This window comes from uncultured Alsobacter sp. (genome assembly GCF_945952055.1).
In the GTDB taxonomy this organism is placed as follows: Bacteria; Pseudomonadota; Alphaproteobacteria; order Rhizobiales; family Beijerinckiaceae; genus Alsobacter.
Genome location: NZ_CAMFHB010000019.1, coordinates 1 through 22,019 on the forward strand (window position 1 = coordinate 1; position 22,019 = coordinate 22,019).

Genomic DNA, 22,019 nt, shown 5'->3' on the forward strand with positions numbered 1-22,019 from the left:
CTACACGTAAGGAGTCGTCGGCAGCGTCAGATGTGTATAAGAGACAGGGCGGGGGGCGGCTCGGCGGCCTTCGCGGCCTTGGCCGCGGCGGCGGCGGCGGCGATCTTTTCAGCGACCGACGGCGCCTGCACCTGCTGCTTGGCGGCCGCCAGCGCGGCCTTCTCGACCGACGACAGGAGTTCGCCGGCGGGAGCGGTGGCGCGGCCGGCGGCGATGTCCGCCTCCAGCGACCCGAGGCGATCCATGATCCGCTGCAGCGTCGACTGGACGGCGTCCAGCGCCTCCTGCGTGCGCGGATCCGGGTTCACCTGCACGGGCGCGGTGGGCTGCACCACGGTCTCGGCGAGGGTGGTGGCGACCGACTGGGCGGCGAGCCGCGCGGCCTGCTCCGCGGTGCTCGCATGCGAGCGCGCGGTCTCTTCGAGCTTCTCGAACAGCGAGGAGACCGAGCGCTCCAGGGAGCGCACCGCGGCGTAGCTCTCGTCGTTGCGGCTGAGCGCCTCGGTCATCGAGGCGAGCTGCCGCTCCAAGGCGTCGAACGCCGTCGAGGCGGCGTCGGGGCGGCGGGCTTCGTCGAGCTTCTCGCCGAGCCGCTCGACCATCTCCTCGAGCGGGAAGGCGGGCGCCGCGGCCGGAGCGGGCGCCTCCTCGAGCCGGCGGGCGATCTCGTCGAAGCGCCGTTCGATGACGTCGATGGCGTCGGGGCCGGGCGCGGGGCGGTTCACCTCACCGAGCTTGGCGCCGATCCGCGCCACCATCTCCTCGAGCGGGAAGGCTACCGTCGGAGCGCCTTCGATCCGGCGCGCGATTTCGTCGAACCGACGCTCGACCGCCGAGAAGTCGGGCAGGGCGTCGACGATGCCGCGCATGTCCTGCGCGGTGCTGCGCAGGTCCTCGATGCCGTTCTCGGCGCGGTTGGCGACGAGCTGCTCGAGCGTGGCGCCGATCGCGGCGAGGCGCCGCTCCACGTTGTCCACGGAGGGGGCCGCCGCGGCCGTCCGCTCGACCGCTCCACGCAACGCGGCGATCTGGCGGGCCAGTTCGTCCGTCGGCGCCGTCTGGGGCTGCTGCTGGGCGTTTTCGAGCTTGGTGGCCAGGGCGACGATGTCGGCGCGGATCGCTCCGATGTCGCGCAGCGGCTCGAGCGCCGTGCCGATGGTGCCGAGGTCGCGCGTCAGCCGGTCGAGCGGCTCGCGCAGGGGCGCGATGTCGGGCTGCGAGCGGCGCAGGTCGGCCATCACGTCCGAGAAGCCGGCGAGCGAGCGCTCGATGCCACCCAGGCGCTCGTGCGGATCGAGCATGCGCACGGTGCGCGTGAGGTCGGCGAGGTCGGAACGAAGGTCCTTCAGCGCCGGCCGGGTGTCGCGGCCCCGCAGCTCCTCGAGGCGGGTGGCCAGCTCGGCGATGTCCGTCTTCAGTGCCTCGGTGATCGAATCGCCAACCTGGCGGACCGGCGCCATGAAGTCGTCGCCGTCGAGGATCGCCTGCTTGGCGCGGATCTGCGAGATCGCATCCTCGATGCTGCCGGGGGCAGGGGCCTTGTCGGCCGGGCCGGGCTGGCGCGCGGCCCCGTCGAGCCTCTCGAGGATGGTGCCGAGCGAGGCCTCGATGCGGTCGATGCGCGCGGCCGATGCCTCGGCCTTGGCGTCGGGCCTGTCCATGCGGCCGGCGAGGTCGACGAGCCTGGTCTCCAGGTCCCGCAGCGACTTCTCGACCTTGGGCGGGACGAAACCTTCCGCCTCGCGCCTGTCGAGGGCCTCGATGCGGGTTTCCAGGCGTTCGATGGCCTTGCGCAGGGGCGCCGCGTGGTCGTCCCCGGCCACCGTGCGCTCGATGCTGTCCATCCGCGCGGTGACGAGGCCCAGCGCGTCGCGCAGCGCGGTCGAGGTGCGCTCCTGGGCGGCGGCGATGAGATTGATGTCTTCCCGGCGCCGCGTCTCGGCGCGGTCCATCCACTTGACCATGGAGTCGAGCGCGCCGGCCGTGCGGTCCTCGACCGCCTGGGCCTGGCTGCGGGCTTCGGCCATGGCGCGGTTGAGGACGGACTGCAGGTCGTTGCCGGTCGGGGACGCGGGACGCGCGACGGGTGCGGTGGCGCTGCGGTCCATGCGCGCGAGCTGCGCCGCGATGTCGCGCAGCGTGGCTTCCCGCTGCTCGTGCTCGGTTTCTGCGGCGTTCTCGGCGATCATGGCGTTCAGCCATTCGCCCAGCGTCATGCCGGCGCGGCGGGCCGCTTCCTTGGCCGTTTCGCGCGCATCCGCGTCGACACCCTTCACGCTCCAGGGCATCGTCTGCCTGACTGCCCCGCCAGATCCGGACGGCATTCTCGACCTCATAGCAGCGGACCGACTCCTGCCGGCCGTCGATCGATCCGGCTGCGGCGCAGCGGTATCGACCGTTCCCACTACTTTTGAGTGTCATGGTAAATACACCGTTAATCAGGGTGAATTTCTGGTTAGCGCAACCAACCGGACGACATCGATCAATCCGCCCCGCGGACGCACTGCGCTTGCAATCCGACGCAATAGTTTATATATGAACCATCAAGTCGGCGGCACGCTGGAATGCTTGCCGCCACAAGGATCCGGAGGCGAACGATGCCGAGCTACAGGGCCCCCATCGAGGACGTGACGTTCCTCCTGCAGGACGTCGTCGGGTTCGATCGTCACGGCAATCTTCCAGGCTTCGGCGACCTCGGTCCCGAGACCCTCGAGGCGATCCTGCGGGAGGGTGCGAAGCTCGTCGAGGAGGTGGCGCAGCCGCTGAACCGAATCGGCGACGAGGCCGGCTGCACGCGCGCGCCGGACGGCAGCGTCTCGACGCCGCCCGGCTTCCGCGATGCCTACCGCGCCTATGCGGCCGGCGGCTGGATCGGTCTCTCGGCTCCCGAGGACTACGGCGGACAAGGCCTGCCCTACACGCTCACGGCGGTGATGAACGAGTTCATGTCGGGCGCCAACGTGGCCTTCGGCATGTATCCCGGCCTGACGATGGGGGCGGTCGCGGCCCTGATGCAGCATGGTTCGCAGCAGCAGAAGGATCTCTATCTGCCGCCGATGATCGAGGGCCGCTGGACGGGGACGATGAACCTCACCGAGCCCCATTGCGGCACCGACCTCGGCATGATCCGGACGAAGGCCGTGCCGCGCGGCGACGGCAGCTACGCGATCTCCGGCACCAAGATCTTCATCTCGGCTGGCGAGCACGACCTCTCCGAGAACATCGTGCACTTGGTGCTGGCGCGGATCGAGGGTGCGCCGGCCGGCACGAAGGGCATCTCGCTCTTCGTCGTCCCGAAATTCATCCCCGACGCCGACGGGCGTCCCGGCCCGCGCAACGGCGTGGCCTGCGGCTCCCTCGAGCACAAGATGGGGATCCACGGCAACGCGACCTGCGTGATGAACTACGACGGGGCCGTGGGCTGGCTGGTCGGCGAGGAGAACCGCGGCCTCGCGGCCATGTTCGTCATGATGAACGAGGCGCGCCTCGCCGTCGGCATCCAGGGCCTCGGCCTCTCGGAGGTCGCGTACCAGAACGCGGCGGCCTATGCCCGCGACCGGATCCAGGGCCGGGCGCTCACCGGGCCCAAGGCGAAGGACAAGCCGGCCGATCCGATCATCGTGCATCCCGACGTGCGGCGCACGCTGCTCACGATCCGCGCCATCAACGAGGCGGGCCGGGCGTTGGTCCTCTGGACGGCGCTGCAGAGCGACGTGGCGCATCGCAGTCCCGACCCGGCCGTGCGCCAGGCGGCGGACGATGCGCTGGGACTGATGACCCCGGTGGTGAAGGGGGTGCTGACGGACCTTGGCTTCGACAACACCGTGCGAGCCCAGCAGATGCTGGGCGGCCACGGCTACATCGCCGAGTGGGGCATGGAGCAGTTCGTGCGCGATGCGCGGATCGCCATGATCTATGAAGGCGCCAACGGCATCCAGGCGCTCGACCTCGTCGGCCGCAAGCTGCCCAAGGACGGCGGGCGCGCCATCACCGCCTACCTCACGGAGACGGCGGCCTTCCTGAAGGACGCCGCGGGTGACGAGCGGTTGAGGCCGCTGGCGACGCCCGTGCTTGCCGCGCTCGGGCAGCTCCAGCAGGCCACCGTCTGGTTCATGCAGAACGCGCTCGCCAAGCCGGACAATGCCGGCGCCGGCGCCACCGACTACATGCACCTCATGGGCCTCGTCGCGCTCGGCACCATGTGGGTCCGGATCGCCCAGGCCGCCCACGGGCGGATCGCCGCCGGCCGCGACACGGCGGTGATGGAGGCCAAGCTGGTCACGGCCCGGTTCTTCGTCGAACGGTGGCTTCCCGAGGCGGGAGCGCGCCTGGCCTGCATCACGGCCGGGTCCGACGCCGTGATGGCGCTGCCCGAGGCGATGTTCTGACGTCCTTCGGCATGCGGCCGTTTTCCACGACGGCCGCGTGGCGCTACTCTGCCGCAAACACCAGGGAGGCCCCGATGCCCGAGGCATACATCTACGATCACGTGCGCACCCCGCGCGGGCGCGGCAAGGCCGACGGCTCCCTGCACGAGGTGACGGCGCTCGCCCTGGCCAGCCACGCCCTGACGGCGCTGCGCGAACGCAGCCACCTGGATACGAAGCTGGTCGACGACATCGTGCTGGGCTGCGTCGATCCCGTCGGCGAGGCCGGCGGCGACATCGCCCGGGCCGCCGCGCTGGTGGCGGACTACGGCACCACGGTTCCCGGCGTGCAGATCAACCGCTTCTGCGCCTCGGGGCTCGACGCGGTCAACTTCGCCTCCGCGCAGGTGATGGCCGGCGCCCAGGATCTGGCCGTGGCCGGCGGCGTCGAATCGATGAGCCGCATCGGCATCGGCGCGTCCGGCGGCGCCTGGCCCGTCGATCCGGCCATCGCCGTGAAGTCCTATTTCATGCCGCAGGGCGTTTCGGCGGATCTGATCGCGACGAAGTACGGCTTCGACCGCGATGCGGTCGACGCCTATGCGGTTGAAAGCCAGCGGCGGGCCAAGGCGGCCTGGGACGCGGGACGCTTCGCGCGGTCGGTCGTGCCGGTGCGCGACGTCAACGGCGTGACCATCCTCGCCCATGACGAGCACATGCGGCCGCAGACCGACATGCAGTCGCTGGGTGGGCTCAAGCCGTCCTTCACGATGATGGGCGAGCAGGGCGGCTTCGACGCCGTGGCCATCCAGGCCCATCCCGAAATCGAGCGCGTCCGCCACGTGCACCATGCCGGCAATTCGTCCGGCATCGTGGACGGCGCCGCGGCCGTGCTCATCGGCAACGAGGCGGCCGGCAAGGCCGCCGGCCTCAAGCCGCGGGCGCGCATCCGCGCCTTCGCCAACATCGGGTCGGAGCCGGCGCTGATGCTCACCGGGCCGGTGGACGTGACGCGCAAGGTGCTGGCGCGCGCGGGCATGTCGCTCGCCGACATCGACCTGTTCGAGGTGAACGAGGCCTTCGCCTCGGTCGTGCTGCGCTTCATGCAGGCGTTCGACGTCGATCCGGCGGTCGTCAACGTCAACGGCGGCGCCATCGCCATGGGCCATCCCCTCGGCGCCACAGGCGCCATGATCCTGGGGACCGCGCTCGACGAGTTGGAGCGGACGGGCAAGTCGACCGCCCTCGTGACCCTGTGCATCGGCGCCGGCATGGGCACCGCCACCATCATCGAACGCGTCTGACGGCGAAGGGACACCACCGATGAGCACCACGCTGACGCTCACGACATTCCGCTTCGAGGTCGACGCGGATGGCATCGCCCTCGCGACCTGGGACATGGCCGACCGGTCCATGAACGTCATCACGCCGGCGGTCATGCAGGACCTGGGCGCGATCGTCGACGCCGTCGCCGCGGACGCCGCCATCAAGGGCTGCGTGATCGTCTCGGGCAAGGACAGCTTCTCGGGCGGCGCCGACCTCACCATGCTCCAGGAACTGGGGGCGGTTTACGGCCGCATGGCGCGCGAGCAGGGCCAGGAAGCGGCCGCGGCCCATTTCCTGGACCAGTCGAGCCTGTTGTCGCGCCTGTTCCGACGTCTGGAAACCTGCGGCAAGCCCTTCGCGGCCGCCGTGAACGGCGTCTGCATGGGCGGGGCGTTCGAACTCGCGCTCGCCTGCCATCACCGCGTCGTCTCCGACGATCCCTCGACCCGTGTCGGGCTGCCGGAGGTCAAGGTCGGTCTGTTCCCCGGTGCCGGGGGAACGCAGCGGGTCGCGCGGCTGATGCAGACCGGCGACGCCCTGCAGATGCTGTTCAAGGGCGAGCAGCTGCGTCCGCAGGCCGCGCTCTCCATGAAGCTGGTGCATGCGGTGGCGCCACGTGCCGAGATCGTCCAGCGGGCGAAGGCGTGGATCCTGGGGGGCGGCAAGGGTGTCGCGCCGTGGGACGAGGAGGGTTTCCGCCCGCCGTCCGGGCGTGTTTACTCCCCCGCCGGGATGATGACCTGGCCGCCGGCCAATGCGATCTACCGCCGCGAGACCTACGACAATTATCCGGCCGTGAAGGCCATCCTGCACACCGTCTACGAGGGGCTGCAGCTACCGATGGATCTCGCCCTGCGGGTGGAGAGCCGGTGGTTCGCGAAGATCCTGCGCTCGCCCGAGGCGGCGGCGATGATCCGGTCCCTGTTCCTGTCGATGCAGGAGCTCAACAAGGGGGCCCGCCGGCCCGCGTCCGTGCCCGCCTCGACGCTGCGCACGGTCGGCGTGGTGGGGGCGGGCTTCATGGGCGCGGGCATCGCCTATGTCTCGGCCCAGGCCGGCCTGCAGGTCATCCTCGTCGACCGCGACCAGGAGGCGGCCGACAAGGGCAAGGCCCTGTCCCACAAGCTCGTCAGCGACCAGATCATGAAGGGGCGGGCCAAGACGGCCGACCGCGACGCCCTGCTGGAGAGGATCACCGCCACGGCCGACTATGCCCGTCTCGCGGCCTGCGACCTCGTCGTTGAGGCCGTGTTCGAGGACCCGGGCGTGAAGGCCCAGGTGATCGCCGCCGTTGAAGCGGCCGTCCGTCCCGACTGCATCTTCGCCTCCAACACCTCGACGCTGCCCATCACCGGGCTCGCGAAGGCCAGCACCCGGCCGGAGCAGTTCATCGGCATCCACTTCTTCTCGCCTGTGGAGAAGATGATGCTGGTGGAGGTCATCCAGGGCGCCGCGACGGGCCCGCGCGCCATCGCCATGGCGCTCGACTTCGTGCGGGCCATCCGCAAGACGCCGATCCTGGTGAACGACGGGCGCGGCTTCTACGCCAACCGCTGCGTCGGCGCCTATCTGCGCGAGGGGCACCTGATGCTCATGGAGGGCGTGCCCCCGGCGATGATCGAGAACGTGGCCCGGATGGCGGGCATGCCGGTCGGGCCGCTCTCACTCAACGACGAGGTCGCCCTCGATCTGGCGCTGCGCATCGTGCGGGCCACCGAGAAGCAGGTCGGCCGGCAGGCGGTGGACCCCGTGCAGGAGGCCCTGCTGGTCGCCATGGTGGAAGGTCAGGGCCGCCTCGGCCGCAAGAACGGCAAGGGCTTCTACGATTATCCCGAGAAGGGGCAGAAGAGCCTCTGGCCCGGCCTCAGCGACATCGTCGGCAGGAGGCTCGACCCCGACAGCCTCTCGGTGGAGACCCTCAAGCAGCGCTTCCTCGTGGTGCAGGCGGTCGAGGCCGCACGAACGGTGGAGGAGGGGATCATCACCGATCCGCGCGAGGCGGACGTGGGGTCGATCCTGGGCTTCGGCTTCGCCCCGTTCACCGGCGGCACGCTGTCCTACATCGACGGCATGGGCGTGAAGGCCTTCGTCGCGCGTTGCGAGGCGCTGGCCGCGGAGTTCGGGCCGCGCTTCGCGCCGAATGCCCTGCTGAAGGACATGGCCGCCAAGGGCGAGACGTTCTACCGGCGTTTCGCGGCCCCACGGTCATCGGCCGCGTGAGGGCCGCTACGGCCGGCGCGCCGTGACGGGGAGGGACGTCTGCCCCTCAGTCCGCCAGTTCGCGCAGGAGGGCTTCGAGATCGAGGCGGCGGGTGTACATCTCCAGGGAGCCGTCCGGCCGGCGGGGCCAGCGCTCCTGCGGCTTGTCCCAGTAGAGCTCGACGCCGTTGCCGTCCGGATCGTCGAGGTAGAGCGCCTCGCTCACCCCGTGGTCGCTCGCCCCCTGCAGCGGGATCCCGGCCTCGATCAGCCTGCGCAACGCATCGGCCAGGTCGCGCCGGGTCGGGTAGAGGAAGGCCGTGTGGTAGAGGCCCGTGGTCCCGCGCGGGGGCCGCGCCCCGCCGAGGCTCTCCCAGGTGTTGAGGCCGATGTGGTGGTGGTAGCCGCCTGCGGACAGGAAGGCCGCCTGCTGGCCGTAGTACTGCACGATCTCGAAGCCGAGGACGCCGTGGTAGAACCCGACGGCGCGGTCGAGGTCGGCCACCTTGAGGTGGACATGGCCGATGCGCGTTCCTGCGGCCACGGGCCGGAAGGCCTGGTCGCCCTGTGCCGCCTGCTTGGTCTCCGACATGGCTGGTCCTTCCCGCGCACTCACCGTCGCGACCGACCGTAGACCCTGCACGGCGCGGCTGCCACGCCGGACGTTCGGCGCGGATGCAAGCGCGAGATTGCCCGCATGCAGCGATGTCCGGACGCCGGACGGCCCTACTCGGCGGCCTGGAGCCGGGCGCGCCACTGCGCCAGGATCGCCCTCAGGGCTGCCGGCTTCAACGGCTTGTTGAGGACCTGCATGTCCTTCGCCGCCGCGGCGTCGCGAACGGCGGGCGTGCGATCCGCCGTCAGCAGAACGGCCGGAATGTCCTGGCCGAGCTTCCAGCGCAGCGCCGTCACGGCCTCCAGGCCGTCGCCCTCGTCCAGGTGGTAGTCGGCGATGATGATGTCCGGCTTGCGCCTGGCGCCGAGCACCTCCAGCGCCTCGCGGGGGCCAGGTGCCACGTGCACCTCGCAGCCCCACCCCGACAGCAGGGTCTGCATGCCTTCGAGGATCGCGGGCTCGTTGTCGATGCACAGCACCACGAGGCCGCCGAGCGGGGCCTGGGCCCGCGGCGCCTCCTCGGCCTTGGCCTTGAGGGCGGGCAGGGGGGCGGTGACGGGCAGGTCCACGGCAAACATCGAGCCCTTCCCGGGCTCCGAGACGAGCGCGATGGGATGGTCCAGCACGCGTGCGATCCGCTCCACGATGGAAAGGCCGAGCCCCAGGCCGCGGGCTGCGCGCGCGCCCTGGTCGAGGCGCTGGAATTCCCTGAACACCGCCTTCTGCTTGGACGCCGGGATGCCGAGGCCGGTGTCCCACACCTGCAGCACGAGCCGGCCCCGCGCGCGCCGCGCGCCCACCAGGACCTTGCCCTTCGGCGTGTACTTGATGGCGTTGGACACGAGGTTCTGCAGCAGGCGCCGCAAGAGGCGCCGGTCGGACCGCACGGAGAGCGAGCACGGCATGAAGACGAGCTCCAGGCCCTTCTCTCGCGCGATGGGCTCGAACTCCAGCCGGAGCTGGTTGAGGATGTCGTCGATGCGGAAGGCGGACACCTCGGCCTTCATCGCGCCGCTGTCGAGGCGCGAAATGTCGAGAAGCGCCGTGAGGATCTCCTCCACCGCCTCCAGCGAGGCGTCGACGTTCTGTGCCAGGCGCGGGTCGCCCTGGCTGCGGTCGCGCTCGACCAGGGACGTGGCGTAGAGGCGGGCGGCATTGAGCGGCTGCAGGATGTCGTGGCTCGCCGCGGCCAGGAAGCGCGTCTTGGACACGTTGGCTTCCTCGGCCGCGCCCTTGGCCTGGCCGAGTTCCTCGTTGAGCCGCAGGAGTTCCTCGGTCCGTTCGCGGACGCGGCGCTCCAGCGTCTCGTTGGCCCGCTCGAGGGCTTCCTCCGCCTCCACCGTCTCGGTGATGTCGGTGTAGGTGGTGACGATGCCGCCGTCGGGCATGTGCGCGGAGCGGATCTCGACGACCTTGCCGCTGTCGTGCAGGCGCAGGCGCACCGGCTCCGTGTCGTTCACAAAGCTCTCGAGGCGAACCGCGATGAAGTCCTCCGGCTCGCCAGGGCCGTAGGACCCCCGGGCCGCGTTGAAGCGCACGATCTCGTCGAGGCCGGTGCCGGCGCGCGCCAGCGCGCTGGGAAGCGAGAAGAGGTCCTGGAACTCGCGGTTCCAGCACATCAGCCGCAGGTCCTTGTCGAACACGGTGATGCCCTGGCGGGCATGGTCCAGCGCGTGCTGCAGCAGGTCGCGGTTGTACTGGATGGCCGCCGAGGCATCGTCGAGGAGCTTCAGCGCCGCCTTCTTGCTGACGTTGCGACGGCGCAGCAGCAGCGACAGCACGAGGCGCGACGAGGCCGCCCCGATGGCCGAGGCCAGCAGGTGCTCGGCGTAGCGCAGCAGGTGGATGTCGGCGTCGCGGTGTCCCTCGAGGCGGATCCCGCGGCTCGAGGCGAAGGCCTGGAAGGACGCGTCCGTCTGCTCGCGGCCGAGATAGCGCGCCACCGTGGTGTGCAGTTCGTCCACCGTCACGGCCGTGCGCCACAGCCGGAACGTCTGCGCCATGGCGGAGGCGTCCGGCGACACGAAGGCGCTGGCCTGCAGGCGCTCCATGGGCGTGGCCGGCCGCGCCAGGGAGAACGCCACATGGGCGGCGACGTTGATGCCCAGGCTCCACACCGCTCCGCGGATGATGTCGGCGTTCCCGAAGCGGAACTCGCCGTCCGACACGAGATGGCCGAACCAGTCGAGCCCCAGGGCTCCGACCATCCCCCGCATGGTGTCCGGATCGGCGATGCTGGGCACGAAGAGCATGAAGGCCCACACCACGAGGCCCGCGGCGAGGCCGGCGGTCGCCCCCAGTGCGTTGCCGCGCCGCCAGAGGAGCCCGCCGAAGAAGGCCGGGCCGATCTGCGCGATGGCCGAGAACGAGATCAGGCCGATGGAGGCCAGCGCCGCCTGCCCCAGGTTCTTGAAGTACCAGTAGGCGAACAGCATCAGGAGCACGATCGCCACGCGCCGGACGGCGAGGATGAGGCCGCCCATGTCGCCCTGGCCGGCGCGCCCGGCGAGTGCCCGCCGCCTCAGCACCACCGGAATGACGAGATCGTTGGAGACCATGATGGCGAGCGCCACCGACTCCATGATCACCATCGCGGTGGCGGCGGAGAGGCCGCCGATGAAGGCGAGCAGCGCGAGCCCCTGCGCCCCGTGCTGCAGCGGCAGCATCAGCACCGCCATGTCCCGGTCGGCCGCCGGCGGCAGCAGCAGGTCGCCGGCGAGTGCCAGCGGCACCACGAAGACGTTGATGGCGACCAGGTAGAGCGGGAACATCCAGCCCGCGCGGCGGGTGTCGTCCTCGTTGCGGTTCTCGACGACGGCGACGTGGAACTGGCGCGGCAGCAGGAGGATGATGGTTCCCGACAGCAGCGTCGTGACCAGGAAGCTGGTGCCGGTGCCCCCGCGGTCGAGAATGGGCGCCAGGTCGGTCTGGGCCGCCGCCCGGCTGAAGAGGTCGCCCGGTCCGTCGAACATCACGAAGGTGACGAACAGGCCGACGGCGAGGAAGGCCAGCAGCTTGACCAGCGATTCCATCGCGATGGCGAGCATCAGGCCGTCCTGGTGCTCGGTCGCGTCAACGTGTCGCGTGCCGAAGGCGGTGGCGAAGGCCGCCAGGATGAGCGCGGTGAAGAGCGCCAGGTCGCCGAAGATCGGAAGGGTCCGCCCCACCGCGCCGGGATCGACGGTCTCCATCAGGACCGTGAGGGAGCCGGCGATGGCCTTGAGCTGCAGCGCGATGTAAGGCACCGAGCCGACGACGGCGATGATGCTGACGAGCGCCGCCACCCTCTCGCTCTTGCCGTAGCGGGAGGCGACGAAGTCGGCGATGGAGGTGATGTTCTGGGCCTTGGCCAGTTGCACCACCCGCCGGAACAGGCGGTTGCCCAGGCTCAGCACCAGGATCGGGCCGATGTAGATCGCCAGGAAGTCGAGGCCGGACCGGGATGCCAGTCCCACCGAGCCGAAGAACGTCCACGACGTGCAGTAGACGCCGAGCGCGAGCGCGTAGATCGTCGAGCGGGAGGCGCCCGTCATCCATCGGCGCCCCTTCGTGTCGCCGTAATGGGCGACCGCGAACAGGATGCACAGGTAGGAGAGGGCGGCCAGGACGACCGACCAGCTCGCCAGCATGACTTCGACCCCCGCAGACGTCCCGGATCCCCGCAGACGTGCCGCGACCCTACAACCGTGTCGGGCCAGGGAAAAGCCGCCGCCGGATTGGGAATATGGTTACCAGAGGCTTGACAATCTTCCGCTGCGCACTGCGACTACTACCCAGGCGAGCATAACGTCGCCGAACATACCAACTGCTGGAGGACTGGGGTGCTAGAGGAATTCAAGAAATTTGCCATGCGCGGCAACGTCGTGGACCTCGCCATCGGCGTGGTCATCGGTGCCGCCTTCGGGAAAATCGTCGACTCGATCGTCAACGATCTGATCATGCCGATCATCGGTGCCATCACCGGCGGCCTGGACTTTTCGAACTACTATATTCCCATGACCGGCGCGGTGAAGACCGGCCTGGCCTATGCCGACGCCAAGAAGGCCGGCGCCGTGCTGGGCTATGGCAGCTTCTTCACGGCCGTCGTCAGCTTCGTGATCATCGCCTGGGTCCTGTTCCTGATCGTGAAGGGCATGAACCGCCTGCAGAAGAAGGAAGAGGCTGCTCCCGCCGCGCCGCCGCCGCCCACCAAGGAGCAGGAACTCCTCGCCGAGATCCGCGACCTGCTCGCCAAGCGCTGAACCCTCCGATACGGCGGCACGATGTCGTTCGACGGCCATGCTTGGGCGTGGCCGTCGACGAGCGCGTGCGTGGCCGCAGCATTCGCCGGGCCTGGGCAGGGGATCGTGCCGGCGGCCGCTAAGGCCTTGTCAGCGTGCACGATCTTGCTTGCAAGCGCACCGGTCGCAAGGCAGACTTCCGGCAATGGTCAGGGCCGCGCGATAATGTCTCCCGACGCTCACGACTCCACGGCCAGCACGGTTTCGGAAGCCCGCCTGCTCAGTGTCCTCGACACGGCGGTGGACGGCATTCTCGTCATCGACGAGCGTGCCAGGATCCTGGTCTACAACAAGGCTTGCGAAAGCCTGTTCGGCTACGCCCCGGGCGAGGCGCTCGGGCAGAGCATCCGCCTCATCATGCCCAGCGACTATGCGGCCGCGCACGACGGCTACATGGAAAGCTACAAGCGCACGGGCACCCGCAAGATCATCGGCATCGGCCGGGAGGTCCGGGGGCGGCACAAGGACGGGACGGAGTTCCCCGTCGAGCTCTCCGTGGGCGAGACCACGACGCCCGAGGGACGCCAGTTCATCGGCATCATCCGCGACCTGCGGTCGCGCAAGGAGCAGGAGCGCCGGCTCAACGAGCTGCAGGCCGACCTCGTCCACATGGCCCGGGTCTCGGCCATGGACGAGATGGGCGCGGCTCTCGCGCACGAGCTCAACCAGCCGCTGACCGCCATCATGCTCTACCTGCAGGCCGCCACCCGTGCGATGGCGCGCATGGAGCAGGGGGCGGCGGGCGCCCCCGACATCTTCCGGCAGGTGCTCGACAAGGCCGTCCACGAAGCCGAGCGGGCCGGCAACATCATCAGCCGCATGCGGCATTTCGTCGAGAAGCGGGAGCCGCAGCGCCGCCCCGTCGATCTGAATTCCGTCGCCGAGGAGGCCGTCGAGCTCGTGATGCTGGGCCTGCGCGGCCCGGGCCGCATGGTCCGCGACCTCGACCGCAACCTGCCGGCGGCGATCATCGATCCCGTGCAGATCCAGCAGATCCTGGTGAACCTGCTGCGCAACGCCATCGAGGCGGTGAAGGACCGGCCCGATCCGACCGTCAGCATCCGCACTGCCCGGCGCAGCGACATGCTCACGGTCACCGTGCAGGACAACGGCCCCGGGCTGAAGCCCGAGGTCCTGCCGACGCTGTTCAAGGCGTTTTCCTCGTCGAAGCGGACCGGAATGGGGCTCGGGCTCTCGATTTCGCGCACGATCGCGCAAAATCACGCCGGAGACCTGACCGTGGACCCGGGTGGGGACGGGCGGGGGGCGGCGTTCACCTTGCATCTCCCCGTGATAGAAAACGTTGATACAGTCGAATCGGCAGCGGGAGGCACCGGGGATGAGGAGTCCTCGGGTCGCGGTCAGCCTGGAGTGACGCCATGAGCGAAAAGGTCGAGGACATCTACATCGTCGACGACGATCCGGCCGTTCGTGACGCCCTGCGCCTCGTCTTCGAACTCGAAGGGTACCGCGTGCAGGCCTTCGCCGAGGGGACCACGTTCCTGGCGACGGCGCGGGCGCGGGTCCCCGCCTGCGTGATCCTCGACGTCCACATGCCGGGCCGCTCCGGCCTCGAGGTGCTGGGCGAACTCGGCACCCACTACGCCGCCCCCATCTTCATGATTTCTGGGCAGGGCGACATCCCCATGGCCGTCGAGGCCATCCGCCACGGGGCCCACGACTTCATCGAGAAGCCGTTCGACGCGGACACCGTCGTCGCGCGCGTCCGGGAGGCCATCGACGCCCGGCAGCGGTCGGCCGGCGAGAAGGGCAGCGCGTCGCCGCTCGCCGCCTTCGCGGGCGAGGAACAGCTGACGCCGCGCGAGCGCGAGGTCCTGGAGCGGATCGCGCTCGGTGCCTCGAACAAGGAAGCCGGCCGCCAGCTCGGCATCAGCCCCCGCACGATCGAGGTGCATCGCGCCCGGATCATGGAGAAGCTCGGGGCCCGCAACACGGCCGACCTCGTGCGGATCGTCTACTCCGACACGCGGAAGAATTGATTTCTGTAAAGTTGGCAGGGGCGTCTTTCAGACTCGGCGCCTTCAGATTGCCAATGGCCAAGGCCAAGTCCGTGTGACTACCGATGGCTGGCGGCCATGCTCGCGCTTATGCTGACCGGCACTATGAGGAGAGTGCTGCCCCCGGCGTCGCCGTGCGACGGGATCGACTCGCTCCCGACTTGGCGCAGGTCCGGTAGGCTTTCGTGGCGATCCACATCCTGGAAGACGATCCCGGCGTGAGCGATTCCCTGCGGCTATTCCTGCAGGGACTGGGACACGACGCCTTCGTCTACCCCGACGCCGAGAGCTTCTTCGAGGCCGATCCGCCCGGTGCTGACGACACGATCATCGTCGATCTGAACCTGCCCGGCATCAGCGGCGCCCAGGTCATCGTCTGGCTGCGGACCCTGGCCGAGCCCCCGCGCGTCGTGGCCATCACCGGGCAGTCGCAGACCGTCATCGAAAAGCTGCGCGCTTCGCTCGGCGACGTCATGGTCCTGCGCAAGCCGCTGTCGTCCCGGATCCTCGCCGACATCGTCTGACGAATGGCTCCGCTGCAGGTGCGTAACAGTGCTTACGCAGGATGACCGATACAAGGCTTCGTTGACGATCGCTAATCTTCGACCTGACAGGAACGTTCCCCTGCAGGACCGCCTCCGCGGTCCGGTGTTCCGGACATCCCCCATGACCCTCGACGCACGCTCGACCGACGACACCGCCCGCGACGTTCGGGTTTCCGATCTCGACCGCGACCGCACCCCGCCCAAGCACGACGCGCGCTGGACGCTGGGGTTCTCGCGGACCGACGCGGCCGAGGATCTGGATGCGCGGGGGCGGCACCTGACCTACGGGGCCCGCGAGACGATCCTCGACGAGGGCGATCCGGCCCGCACCGTCAACCGCATCCTCGAGGGTGCGGTGATGCTGTCGAAGCTGCTTCCCGACGGACGTCGGCAGATCATCGAACTGCTGGGCCCCGGCGACGTGTTCGGCATCACCACCACGCGGGCCTACGACGTGTCGGTGGAGGCCCTGACGCCGGTCCGCCTCGTCGCCTACGAGCGCTCGGTGGTGGAGACCAACCCGGCCCTCCAGGCCATGGTGACGAACAGCCTGCGGGCGCAGATGTGCGCGCTGCACGACCACGCGGTCCTGCTCGGCCGCAAATCGGCGATCGAGCGCGTCGCCACCTTCCTCATGCGCCTCGTGCCCAACCGCGGCGGCGAAGGTTGCGCGGGCCCCGGCCGGGGCGTCGCCCGCGACCAGGTCAACGTGAAGGTGCCGCTGACGCGCCAGGAGATCGCCGACTATCTCGGACTGACGCTGGAAACCGTCAGCCGGGCCTTCTCCCATCTCAAGCGCGACGGCCTGCTGGTCTATGGTCGGCACGACGAGGTGATGATTTCGAACGTGTGCAAGCTCTGCCGAGCGACGGGCTCGCACTGAAAGGCGTCCGGTTCGGGCGGCCTTCGCCCAGCCGTTCCGGGTGAGCCCGACGGGCTCTCCCACCCTCCCGCTGAACTGGCCGCTTCCTCCGGGAGGCGGCCTGTTTTTTTGGGCAGGGTTCGCGGCGGCGGGTCATCGGGGCGATCGCGCGGACCATGCCGCCAAAACGGAAGCGCCCGACACGGCTCCCCCGAGACCGTGCCGGGCGCCCCGGCCCACGGCGTGATGCGCCATGGTTCCTTGGTGTGCCGGTGAACCGCTGCCGGAGCCTGTCCGGCGGTGCCGTTCCCGTCACCGTGGTTGCAATTTGACCCGGAGCGAGAGGGCCGTCATTGATCGAGGTCAATGGCTCCCCGAGGCGGGCGATTTTTACCGCCGATCCACATCTGCGATGCCGAACAGTCTTTCGTCGCGCCTCTCGTCCCTGGGCGCCCATGCAGCAGGGCTCGCCGTGTCCTTCGCGGGCGGGGCGGCGTTCGCCTGGTTCGGCGTGCCGGCCGCCTGGCTGTCGGGGGCCATGCTCGCCAGTGCCGTCTGCGCCGGCCTGCGCCTGTTTCCGCCGATGGTCGGCCCGCTGCGCGACGCGTCCATGCTCATCGCCGGCGTTTCACTCGGCATGGGCGTCACGCCCGATGCCCTGGAGGCCCTGCGGGCCTATCCCGTCAGCCTGACCCTCCTGGTCATCGGCATGATGGCGATCATGGGGACCTCGACCTTCGTCCTCGTCCGCTTCGCGAAGTGGCCTCTGCGCGAAAGCTTCTTCGCATCGGCGCCGGGCGCCCTGACGGCGGTGATGCTCACCGCGGCCGAGGTGAGGGCCGACGTGGGCCGAATCGCGCTGCTGCAGGTGTCGCGTCTGTTCGTGCTGGTCATGGTGCTGCCGACGGTGATCACCGCCTTGGAACCGCCGGGGCAGGCCGAGGCCCCGCGGCACCTGGTGATCTCCCCGGTCGGCCTCGCCATCACCTTCGCCGCCTCCATGGTGGCGGCCGCGCTCCTGCATCGGCTGCGCGTCGCCGCGCCGCTGGTGATGGGCGCCATGGCGGCGAGCGCGCTTCTGGCGGCCACGGGAGAGATCGTCGGGACGCTTCCCTCGGTGATGTCCAACGCCGGCTTCGTCGTCATCGGCACCTTCATCGGGCAGCGCTTCCGCGACATCGACTTCGCCTCGCTCGTGCGGGTCCTGCCGGCGATCGGGCTGTCGATGGCGAGCACCCTGTCGGTGGCGGGCCTCTTCGCCACGGCCGTGACGGTGCTCACCGGCATTCCGATCGGGGCCACCGTGGTGGCATTTTCACCCGGTGGGCTCGAGGCCATGACGATCCTGGCGCTGGCTCTCGGGCAGGACCCGCTCTACGTCAGCGTCCACCACCTGGCGCGCTTCGTCCTGATCGGACTGTTCGTTCCCCTCGCCATGGGAATCTGGCCGCAACTCGGACGAGGTAGCAACGGATCAGGACAATGATCCATTGCACATACCCTTGCCGTAATGGCATGTATCGACCAACGATTCACAAGTGGAGACCGTTCGATGCGCCCCGGTTTCGTGGTGATGTTCATGACGCTGGGACTGGCCGCCTGTGCCGGACCCGTGCGCAACCCGGCCGTGGTGTCGCTGGACGGCGAATTCCGCGGTCCTGTCGTATCCCAGCGCGGCGCCCCGCTTCCGGCGCGCTACCAGGGCATGTGCGAATCGCCGGTGCGCCGGTGGCACCGCGGCTACTACCGCACCTACGACTGCACCAGCAGCCCGGCCCCGGCCGTGGTCCGCGCCAAGTACTGACGCTTGCGCCGGCCGTCCGGAGCCCTTCCGGACGGCTCAGCAGCCCTGGCTCGGGCAGATGCGCCCAGGCATCTGAAACAGATCCCTGTTTTGCGGCATGATGGCCGGGCGCTCCGCATCGCGCTTGATGCGGGCCAGCCCGTCCTGCAGGCCTCGCATGTTGTCGTCGGTCGCGTCGATGCCTTTCGGCATGCGCGGCGTCGGCTGCGGCTGTGCCGCCGATTGTCCGAGCGGGGTGAGGGCAGGCGGCCTGTTGCGCGCCGGCGCCGTCTTGAACGTCTCGCCCTGCGTGCGATTGGGTGCGGCACCGTCCTGGTTTTTCCGCTTCGCGAGCAGGTCGTCGACACAGGCGCGGTAGCCCGGTTGGCCCCAGACGCAGTCCGCGGCCCGCGCATCCGGGGCCCAGGCGAGGCCGGCCAGGATCGCCAACGCGAAGGTCGTCAGGTGGGCATGCGCTTTCATCGTCCGTCCTTTCCGTCGCTGTCGTCACGACGGGAAGCCCTGAAGCGGCCTGGAGGTTCACCTGCAAACCGGGCAAAGAAACGGCTGAAGTAGGCCGGATCCGAAAAGCCGACGGCGTGCGCGACCTCGGCCACCGTCATGCCCGTATAGAGCAGGTTGCGCTTGGCCTCCAGCATGATGCGGTCGTGGACGATCCGCGACGCGCTGCGCCCGGCCGTGCGGCGGCAGGCCGTGTTGAGCCGGGCTTCCGTCACGGACAGGGCGCGCGCGAACACGCCCACCGGAAGCCCCTTGCGGAAGTCGCGCTCGACGCGCTCGCGGAACGCGGTCACCAGCTCGGTATCGCGTCCCTGCTGCCGACCGTCGCGCAGCATGGGATCGAGACGGCGCAGGATGAACACGAGGATGCGCGTGGTGTTGGCCGCGATGGCCGCCCGGCGGCCCGGGGCCGGCCAGACGAAGTCGCGCGACAGGCGCTGGAAATCGGCGATGGCCTCGGCGAGGCCGTCCGGGTCCTGCTCCAGGCCGAGCGTCAGGAAGTTGGCGGTGGCGGCGTTCAGCGCGGGGTCAGCGCCGGCCAGGAAGCGGGCATAGGCGCGGGACAGGGTGAGGACGAACCCGTCCGAGCCCGGGTCGAACCGCATGTCGTGCACGGTCGCGGCGGGCACCGTGAACAGGGCGGGCGCGGCGGCCACCACGGTCTGCCCCTCGGCGCGCACCTCCACGCGGCCGCTGGTCACCAGGAAGACCTGCGCGTGGTCGGGATGGGCGTGGGGGCGGATCACCCAGTCGTGCAGCGGGCTGCGGGCGCGGATCGTCTCCAGATGCAAAAAGTCCATCTCGACGTCCGCGGCGTCCTCGCCGTACAGGACGAACTGGGGGATTTTCGCCCCGGATCGGGCCGCCTCGGACACAATGGACTCGTTCATCGGCATCGCATTCCTTGCGAAAAGTACAAGGATCGCGCGATCGCGTCCATTGTCGCGGGGGCGCGGCCTTGCGACGCTGGGCGGGAAGGGCATCGCAGCGTGCCCTGCCAGGGAGGTCCCCCATGCGCACCCAGGTCGCCATCATCGGAGCCGGTCCGGCCGGGCTGCTGCTCGGCCAGCTCCTGCATCGCCAGGGCATCGACACGGTCATTCTCGAGCGCCGTTCGGCCGACTACGTGCTGTCGCGCATCCGGGCCGGTGTCCTGGAGAGCGGCACGGTGCGCCTCCTCGCCGAGGCGGGCGTCGACGCCCGCCTGAGGGCCGAGGGACTGGTGCATGAAGGCTTCGCGATCGGCTCGGCCAACCGGCGCCTGCGCATCGACCTCAAGGCCCTGACCGGCCAGACCGTGACGGTCTACGGCCAGACCGAGGTGACGCGCGACCTCATGGAGGCGCGCGCCAAGGCGGGGCTGGTCACCGTCTACGAGGCCGAGGACGTGGCGCTGCACGATTTCGACGGGTCGTCGCCCCGCGTGTCGTGGGTCCAGGACGGCGTTCGCCACGACCTCGCCTGCGACGTCATCGCGGGGTGCGACGGCTACCATGGTGTCAGCCGGGCCAGCGTTCCGGCCGGCGCGATCCAGACCTACGAGCGGGCCTATCCGTTCGGATGGCTGGGCGTGCTGGCCGACGTGCTGCCGTGCTCGGAGGAACTGATCTATGCCAGCCACGAGCGTGGCTTCGCCCTGTGCTCCATGCGCTCCCACACCCGCAGCCGCTACTACGTCCAGTGCGCCGCCGACGAGGACGTCTTGGCCTGGTCCGACCAGCGGTTCTGGGACGAACTGCGGCGGCGGCTCGATCCCGAGGCGGCTGCCGCCGTGGTGACGGGCCCCTCGATCGAGAAGTCGGTTGCGCCCCTGCGCAGCTTCGTGGCCGAGCCGCTGCGCTTCGGCAGGCTGCTGCTCGCCGGTGACGCCGCCCACATCGTGCCGCCGACGGGGGCCAAGGGGCTCAACCTGGCGGCCAGCGACGTCCACTACATGAGCGAGGCGCTGGTGGCGTTCTTCGCGTCGGGCCGGGATCGCGACCTCGACGACTACTCCACCCGGGCGCTCGCCCGCATCTGGAAGAGCGAGCGCTTCTCCTGGTGGATGACGACGCTGCTGCACGTGTTCCCGGGCACCAACCCGTTCGACCGGCGCATGCAGGGGGCCGACTTCGACTATCTGGAGAGCTCCGCCGCGGCGCGGACGTCGCTGGCGGAGAACTATATCGGCCTGCCGTACTGACCGGGCGGCCCTGCGGGGAGAAGCGGCGCCGCCCGGACGGGCTCGGCCTACATGGCGTGCCGGACGGTCCCTGCCACTTCGGCGCGCTCGGCGTCCGACAGCGCGAGACCGAGCGCCTTGAAGCTCGACGCAATCTGGTCGGTCGTGCGCGACCCGATGATCGGAATGGTCGGGAAAGGCGAGTGGATCATGACGTTCAGCATGACCTGCGTCGGCGTCGCGCCATGGCGCCGCGCGATCGCACCCAGAACCTCGGCGCGCGAGCGGTTCTCCGGGCTCTCGTAGGCCTTCGCCGTGATGTCGTCCACCGCACCGCCGAGAGCCTTGTCGAAGTAGCCCTTGGCCTGGGACGAGTAGGGGATCGCGGCGAGACCCAGGCGGCGATGGACGGTGTAGAGCGCCTCGTTCATCTGGATCATGGTGTCGCCAGCCGTCCCCGCATTGCGGGTCGCCAGCGACCACTCCGGCTGGTTCGCGACGAATCCGGGCCAGCCCTTCTTGCGTGCGATCTCCGCCGCCTCCTCGATCCGCGCGCCCGACCAGTTCGAGCAGGCGTAGTAGCGCACGGCGCCTTCGCTGCGCAGCCGCTCGACGGCGGAGAGCATCTCCTCCACCGGGCGCGAGGGATCGTCGCGATGCAGGTAGAACAGGTCGATCGCGTCGACGCCCATGTTCTCCAGCGCTTCGGACGCATCCTGGCGGATCGAGGCTTCGTCCAGCCGGGCCACGTCGGGCGCGTCCACGTTGGGCGCGCCGCCCTTGGTGGCTATCACAACGCCCTTGGCGCCGCCGCGCGCCTTGAGCCAGCGGCCCAGGGTCTTCTCGCTGCAGCTGCGTTCCACATGGGGGAGCCAGTTGGCGTAGACGTGCGCTGAATCAATGAAATTGCCACCCTGCTCGACATAGCTGTCCAGCAGCGCGAAGGAGTCCTTCTGGTCCAGTTGGCCCCCGAGCCGATTTCCGCCGAGACAGAGGGGGGAGACCGCCAGGTCTGTTCCCGGAATGGTGATTCGGTTCTTGGGTGTCATGTCCATCTCCCTGCCGGCGAACACTCCGCCGTGCGGGGCAACGCTGCCATGTCCTGCCGGTCGATCCAAGGTGCCTGACGCACATGCCCGGGCCGCGCCGGGGTACTGCCTGGACCGTCCAGGTCTTCGGCCCGTGCGGCTGCGTCTGCGCAAGCGAAAGGCAATCTTTACCGCTCTGCTTCAGGATGAACGGCAAGTTCTTTCCGATATTCTTTGATCTTTTGACACGCTTCGATTGTGGGATTTGGTCTGCTCGACTCTCGGTGCGCGTTCCAGAATGAAACTGGTGGG

16 protein-coding genes are annotated in these 22,019 nt (G+C 69.6%); 11 read left to right on the forward strand and 5 right to left on the reverse strand.

The window, feature by feature from the left end; translation table 11 throughout:
- The first annotated feature begins 2,597 nt into the window (after window positions 1–2,597).
- The 3 genes from Q0Q47_RS15180 (at window position 2,598) to Q0Q47_RS15190 (ending at window position 7,913) form a co-directional block, all read left to right on the forward strand.
- Entirely contained in the window at window positions 2,598–4,388 is a 1,791-nt protein-coding gene (locus Q0Q47_RS15180; RefSeq protein ID WP_293861390.1) for an acyl-CoA dehydrogenase C-terminal domain-containing protein, read from the forward strand.
- A 74-nt stretch (window positions 4,389–4,462) separates the two neighbouring features.
- Complete coding sequence (locus tag Q0Q47_RS15185) at window positions 4,463–5,671, forward strand: acetyl-CoA C-acetyltransferase (protein WP_293861393.1); 1,209 nt, start codon at window positions 4,463–4,465, stop codon at window positions 5,669–5,671.
- A 31-nt stretch (window positions 5,672–5,702) separates the two neighbouring features.
- Window positions 5,703–7,913, forward strand: coding sequence for an FAD-dependent oxidoreductase (locus tag Q0Q47_RS15190; RefSeq protein WP_293861640.1), 2,211 nt, complete (start codon window positions 5,703–5,705; stop codon window positions 7,911–7,913).
- A gap of 46 nt (window positions 7,914–7,959) precedes the next feature.
- Here the strand turns inward: Q0Q47_RS15190 and Q0Q47_RS15195 are convergent, their stop codons facing one another.
- Both Q0Q47_RS15195 and Q0Q47_RS15200 read right to left on the reverse strand, forming a co-directional pair.
- Window positions 7,960–8,484 (reverse strand): VOC family protein, encoded by a 525-nt coding sequence (locus Q0Q47_RS15195; RefSeq protein ID WP_293861396.1) that lies wholly within the window; start codon window positions 8,482–8,484, stop codon window positions 7,960–7,962.
- A 134-nt stretch (window positions 8,485–8,618) separates the two neighbouring features.
- Window positions 8,619–12,137: a hybrid sensor histidine kinase/response regulator gene (locus Q0Q47_RS15200; RefSeq protein ID WP_293861399.1), complete on the reverse strand. Its 3,519-nt coding sequence runs from the start codon at window positions 12,135–12,137 to the stop codon at window positions 8,619–8,621.
- 192 nt (window positions 12,138–12,329) lie between these two features.
- On the opposite strand from Q0Q47_RS15200, the gene mscL reads away from it, so the two are divergent.
- The 7 genes from mscL (at window position 12,330) to Q0Q47_RS15235 (ending at window position 18,017) form a co-directional block, all read left to right on the forward strand.
- Complete coding sequence (gene mscL, locus Q0Q47_RS15205) at window positions 12,330–12,749, forward strand: large conductance mechanosensitive channel protein MscL (RefSeq protein ID WP_293861402.1); 420 nt, start codon at window positions 12,330–12,332, stop codon at window positions 12,747–12,749.
- Window positions 12,750–12,953: 204 nt separating this feature from the next.
- Window positions 12,954–14,171, forward strand: a complete 1,218-nt coding sequence (locus Q0Q47_RS15210; protein WP_293861405.1) for a PAS domain-containing sensor histidine kinase — start codon at window positions 12,954–12,956, stop codon at window positions 14,169–14,171.
- Window positions 14,168–14,788 carry a response regulator gene (locus tag Q0Q47_RS15215; protein ID WP_293861408.1) on the forward strand — a complete coding sequence of 207 codons (621 nt, stop codon included), beginning with the start codon at window positions 14,168–14,170 and terminating at the stop codon, window positions 14,786–14,788. The genes Q0Q47_RS15210 and Q0Q47_RS15215 overlap by 4 nt, the downstream gene beginning before the upstream one ends.
- Window positions 14,789–14,991: 203 nt before the next feature.
- Complete coding sequence (locus Q0Q47_RS15220) at window positions 14,992–15,330, forward strand: response regulator (RefSeq protein WP_293861411.1); 339 nt, start codon at window positions 14,992–14,994, stop codon at window positions 15,328–15,330.
- A gap of 142 nt (window positions 15,331–15,472) precedes the next feature.
- A complete protein-coding gene (locus Q0Q47_RS15225) occupies window positions 15,473–16,234 on the forward strand; it encodes a Crp/Fnr family transcriptional regulator (RefSeq protein WP_293861414.1) in 762 nt (253 codons plus the stop codon).
- A 391-nt stretch (window positions 16,235–16,625) separates the two neighbouring features.
- A complete protein-coding gene (locus tag Q0Q47_RS15230) occupies window positions 16,626–17,699 on the forward strand; it encodes an AbrB family transcriptional regulator (protein WP_293861417.1) in 1,074 nt (357 codons plus the stop codon).
- A 66-nt stretch (window positions 17,700–17,765) separates the two neighbouring features.
- Window positions 17,766–18,017 carry a hypothetical protein gene (locus tag Q0Q47_RS15235; protein WP_293861420.1) on the forward strand — a complete coding sequence of 84 codons (252 nt, stop codon included), beginning with the start codon at window positions 17,766–17,768 and terminating at the stop codon, window positions 18,015–18,017.
- 36 nt (window positions 18,018–18,053) lie between these two features.
- Here the strand turns inward: Q0Q47_RS15235 and Q0Q47_RS15240 are convergent, their stop codons facing one another.
- Both Q0Q47_RS15240 and Q0Q47_RS15245 read right to left on the reverse strand, forming a co-directional pair.
- A complete protein-coding gene (locus tag Q0Q47_RS15240) occupies window positions 18,054–18,479 on the reverse strand; it encodes a hypothetical protein (RefSeq protein WP_293861423.1) in 426 nt (141 codons plus the stop codon).
- The gene (locus tag Q0Q47_RS15245; RefSeq protein ID WP_293861425.1) at window positions 18,476–19,408 is read right to left on the reverse strand and encodes a helix-turn-helix domain-containing protein; all 933 of its coding nucleotides are present in this window, start codon (window positions 19,406–19,408) and stop codon (window positions 18,476–18,478) included. The genes Q0Q47_RS15240 and Q0Q47_RS15245 overlap by 4 nt, the downstream gene beginning before the upstream one ends.
- Before the next feature lie 122 nt (window positions 19,409–19,530).
- On the opposite strand from Q0Q47_RS15245, the gene pobA reads away from it, so the two are divergent.
- A complete protein-coding gene (gene pobA, locus Q0Q47_RS15250) occupies window positions 19,531–20,700 on the forward strand; it encodes a 4-hydroxybenzoate 3-monooxygenase (RefSeq protein ID WP_293861428.1) in 1,170 nt (389 codons plus the stop codon).
- A 47-nt stretch (window positions 20,701–20,747) separates the two neighbouring features.
- Here the strand turns inward: pobA and Q0Q47_RS15255 are convergent, their stop codons facing one another.
- A complete protein-coding gene (locus Q0Q47_RS15255; RefSeq protein ID WP_293861431.1) occupies window positions 20,748–21,728 on the reverse strand; it encodes an aldo/keto reductase in 981 nt (326 codons plus the stop codon).
- Between the last annotated feature and the right edge of the window lie 291 nt (window positions 21,729–22,019).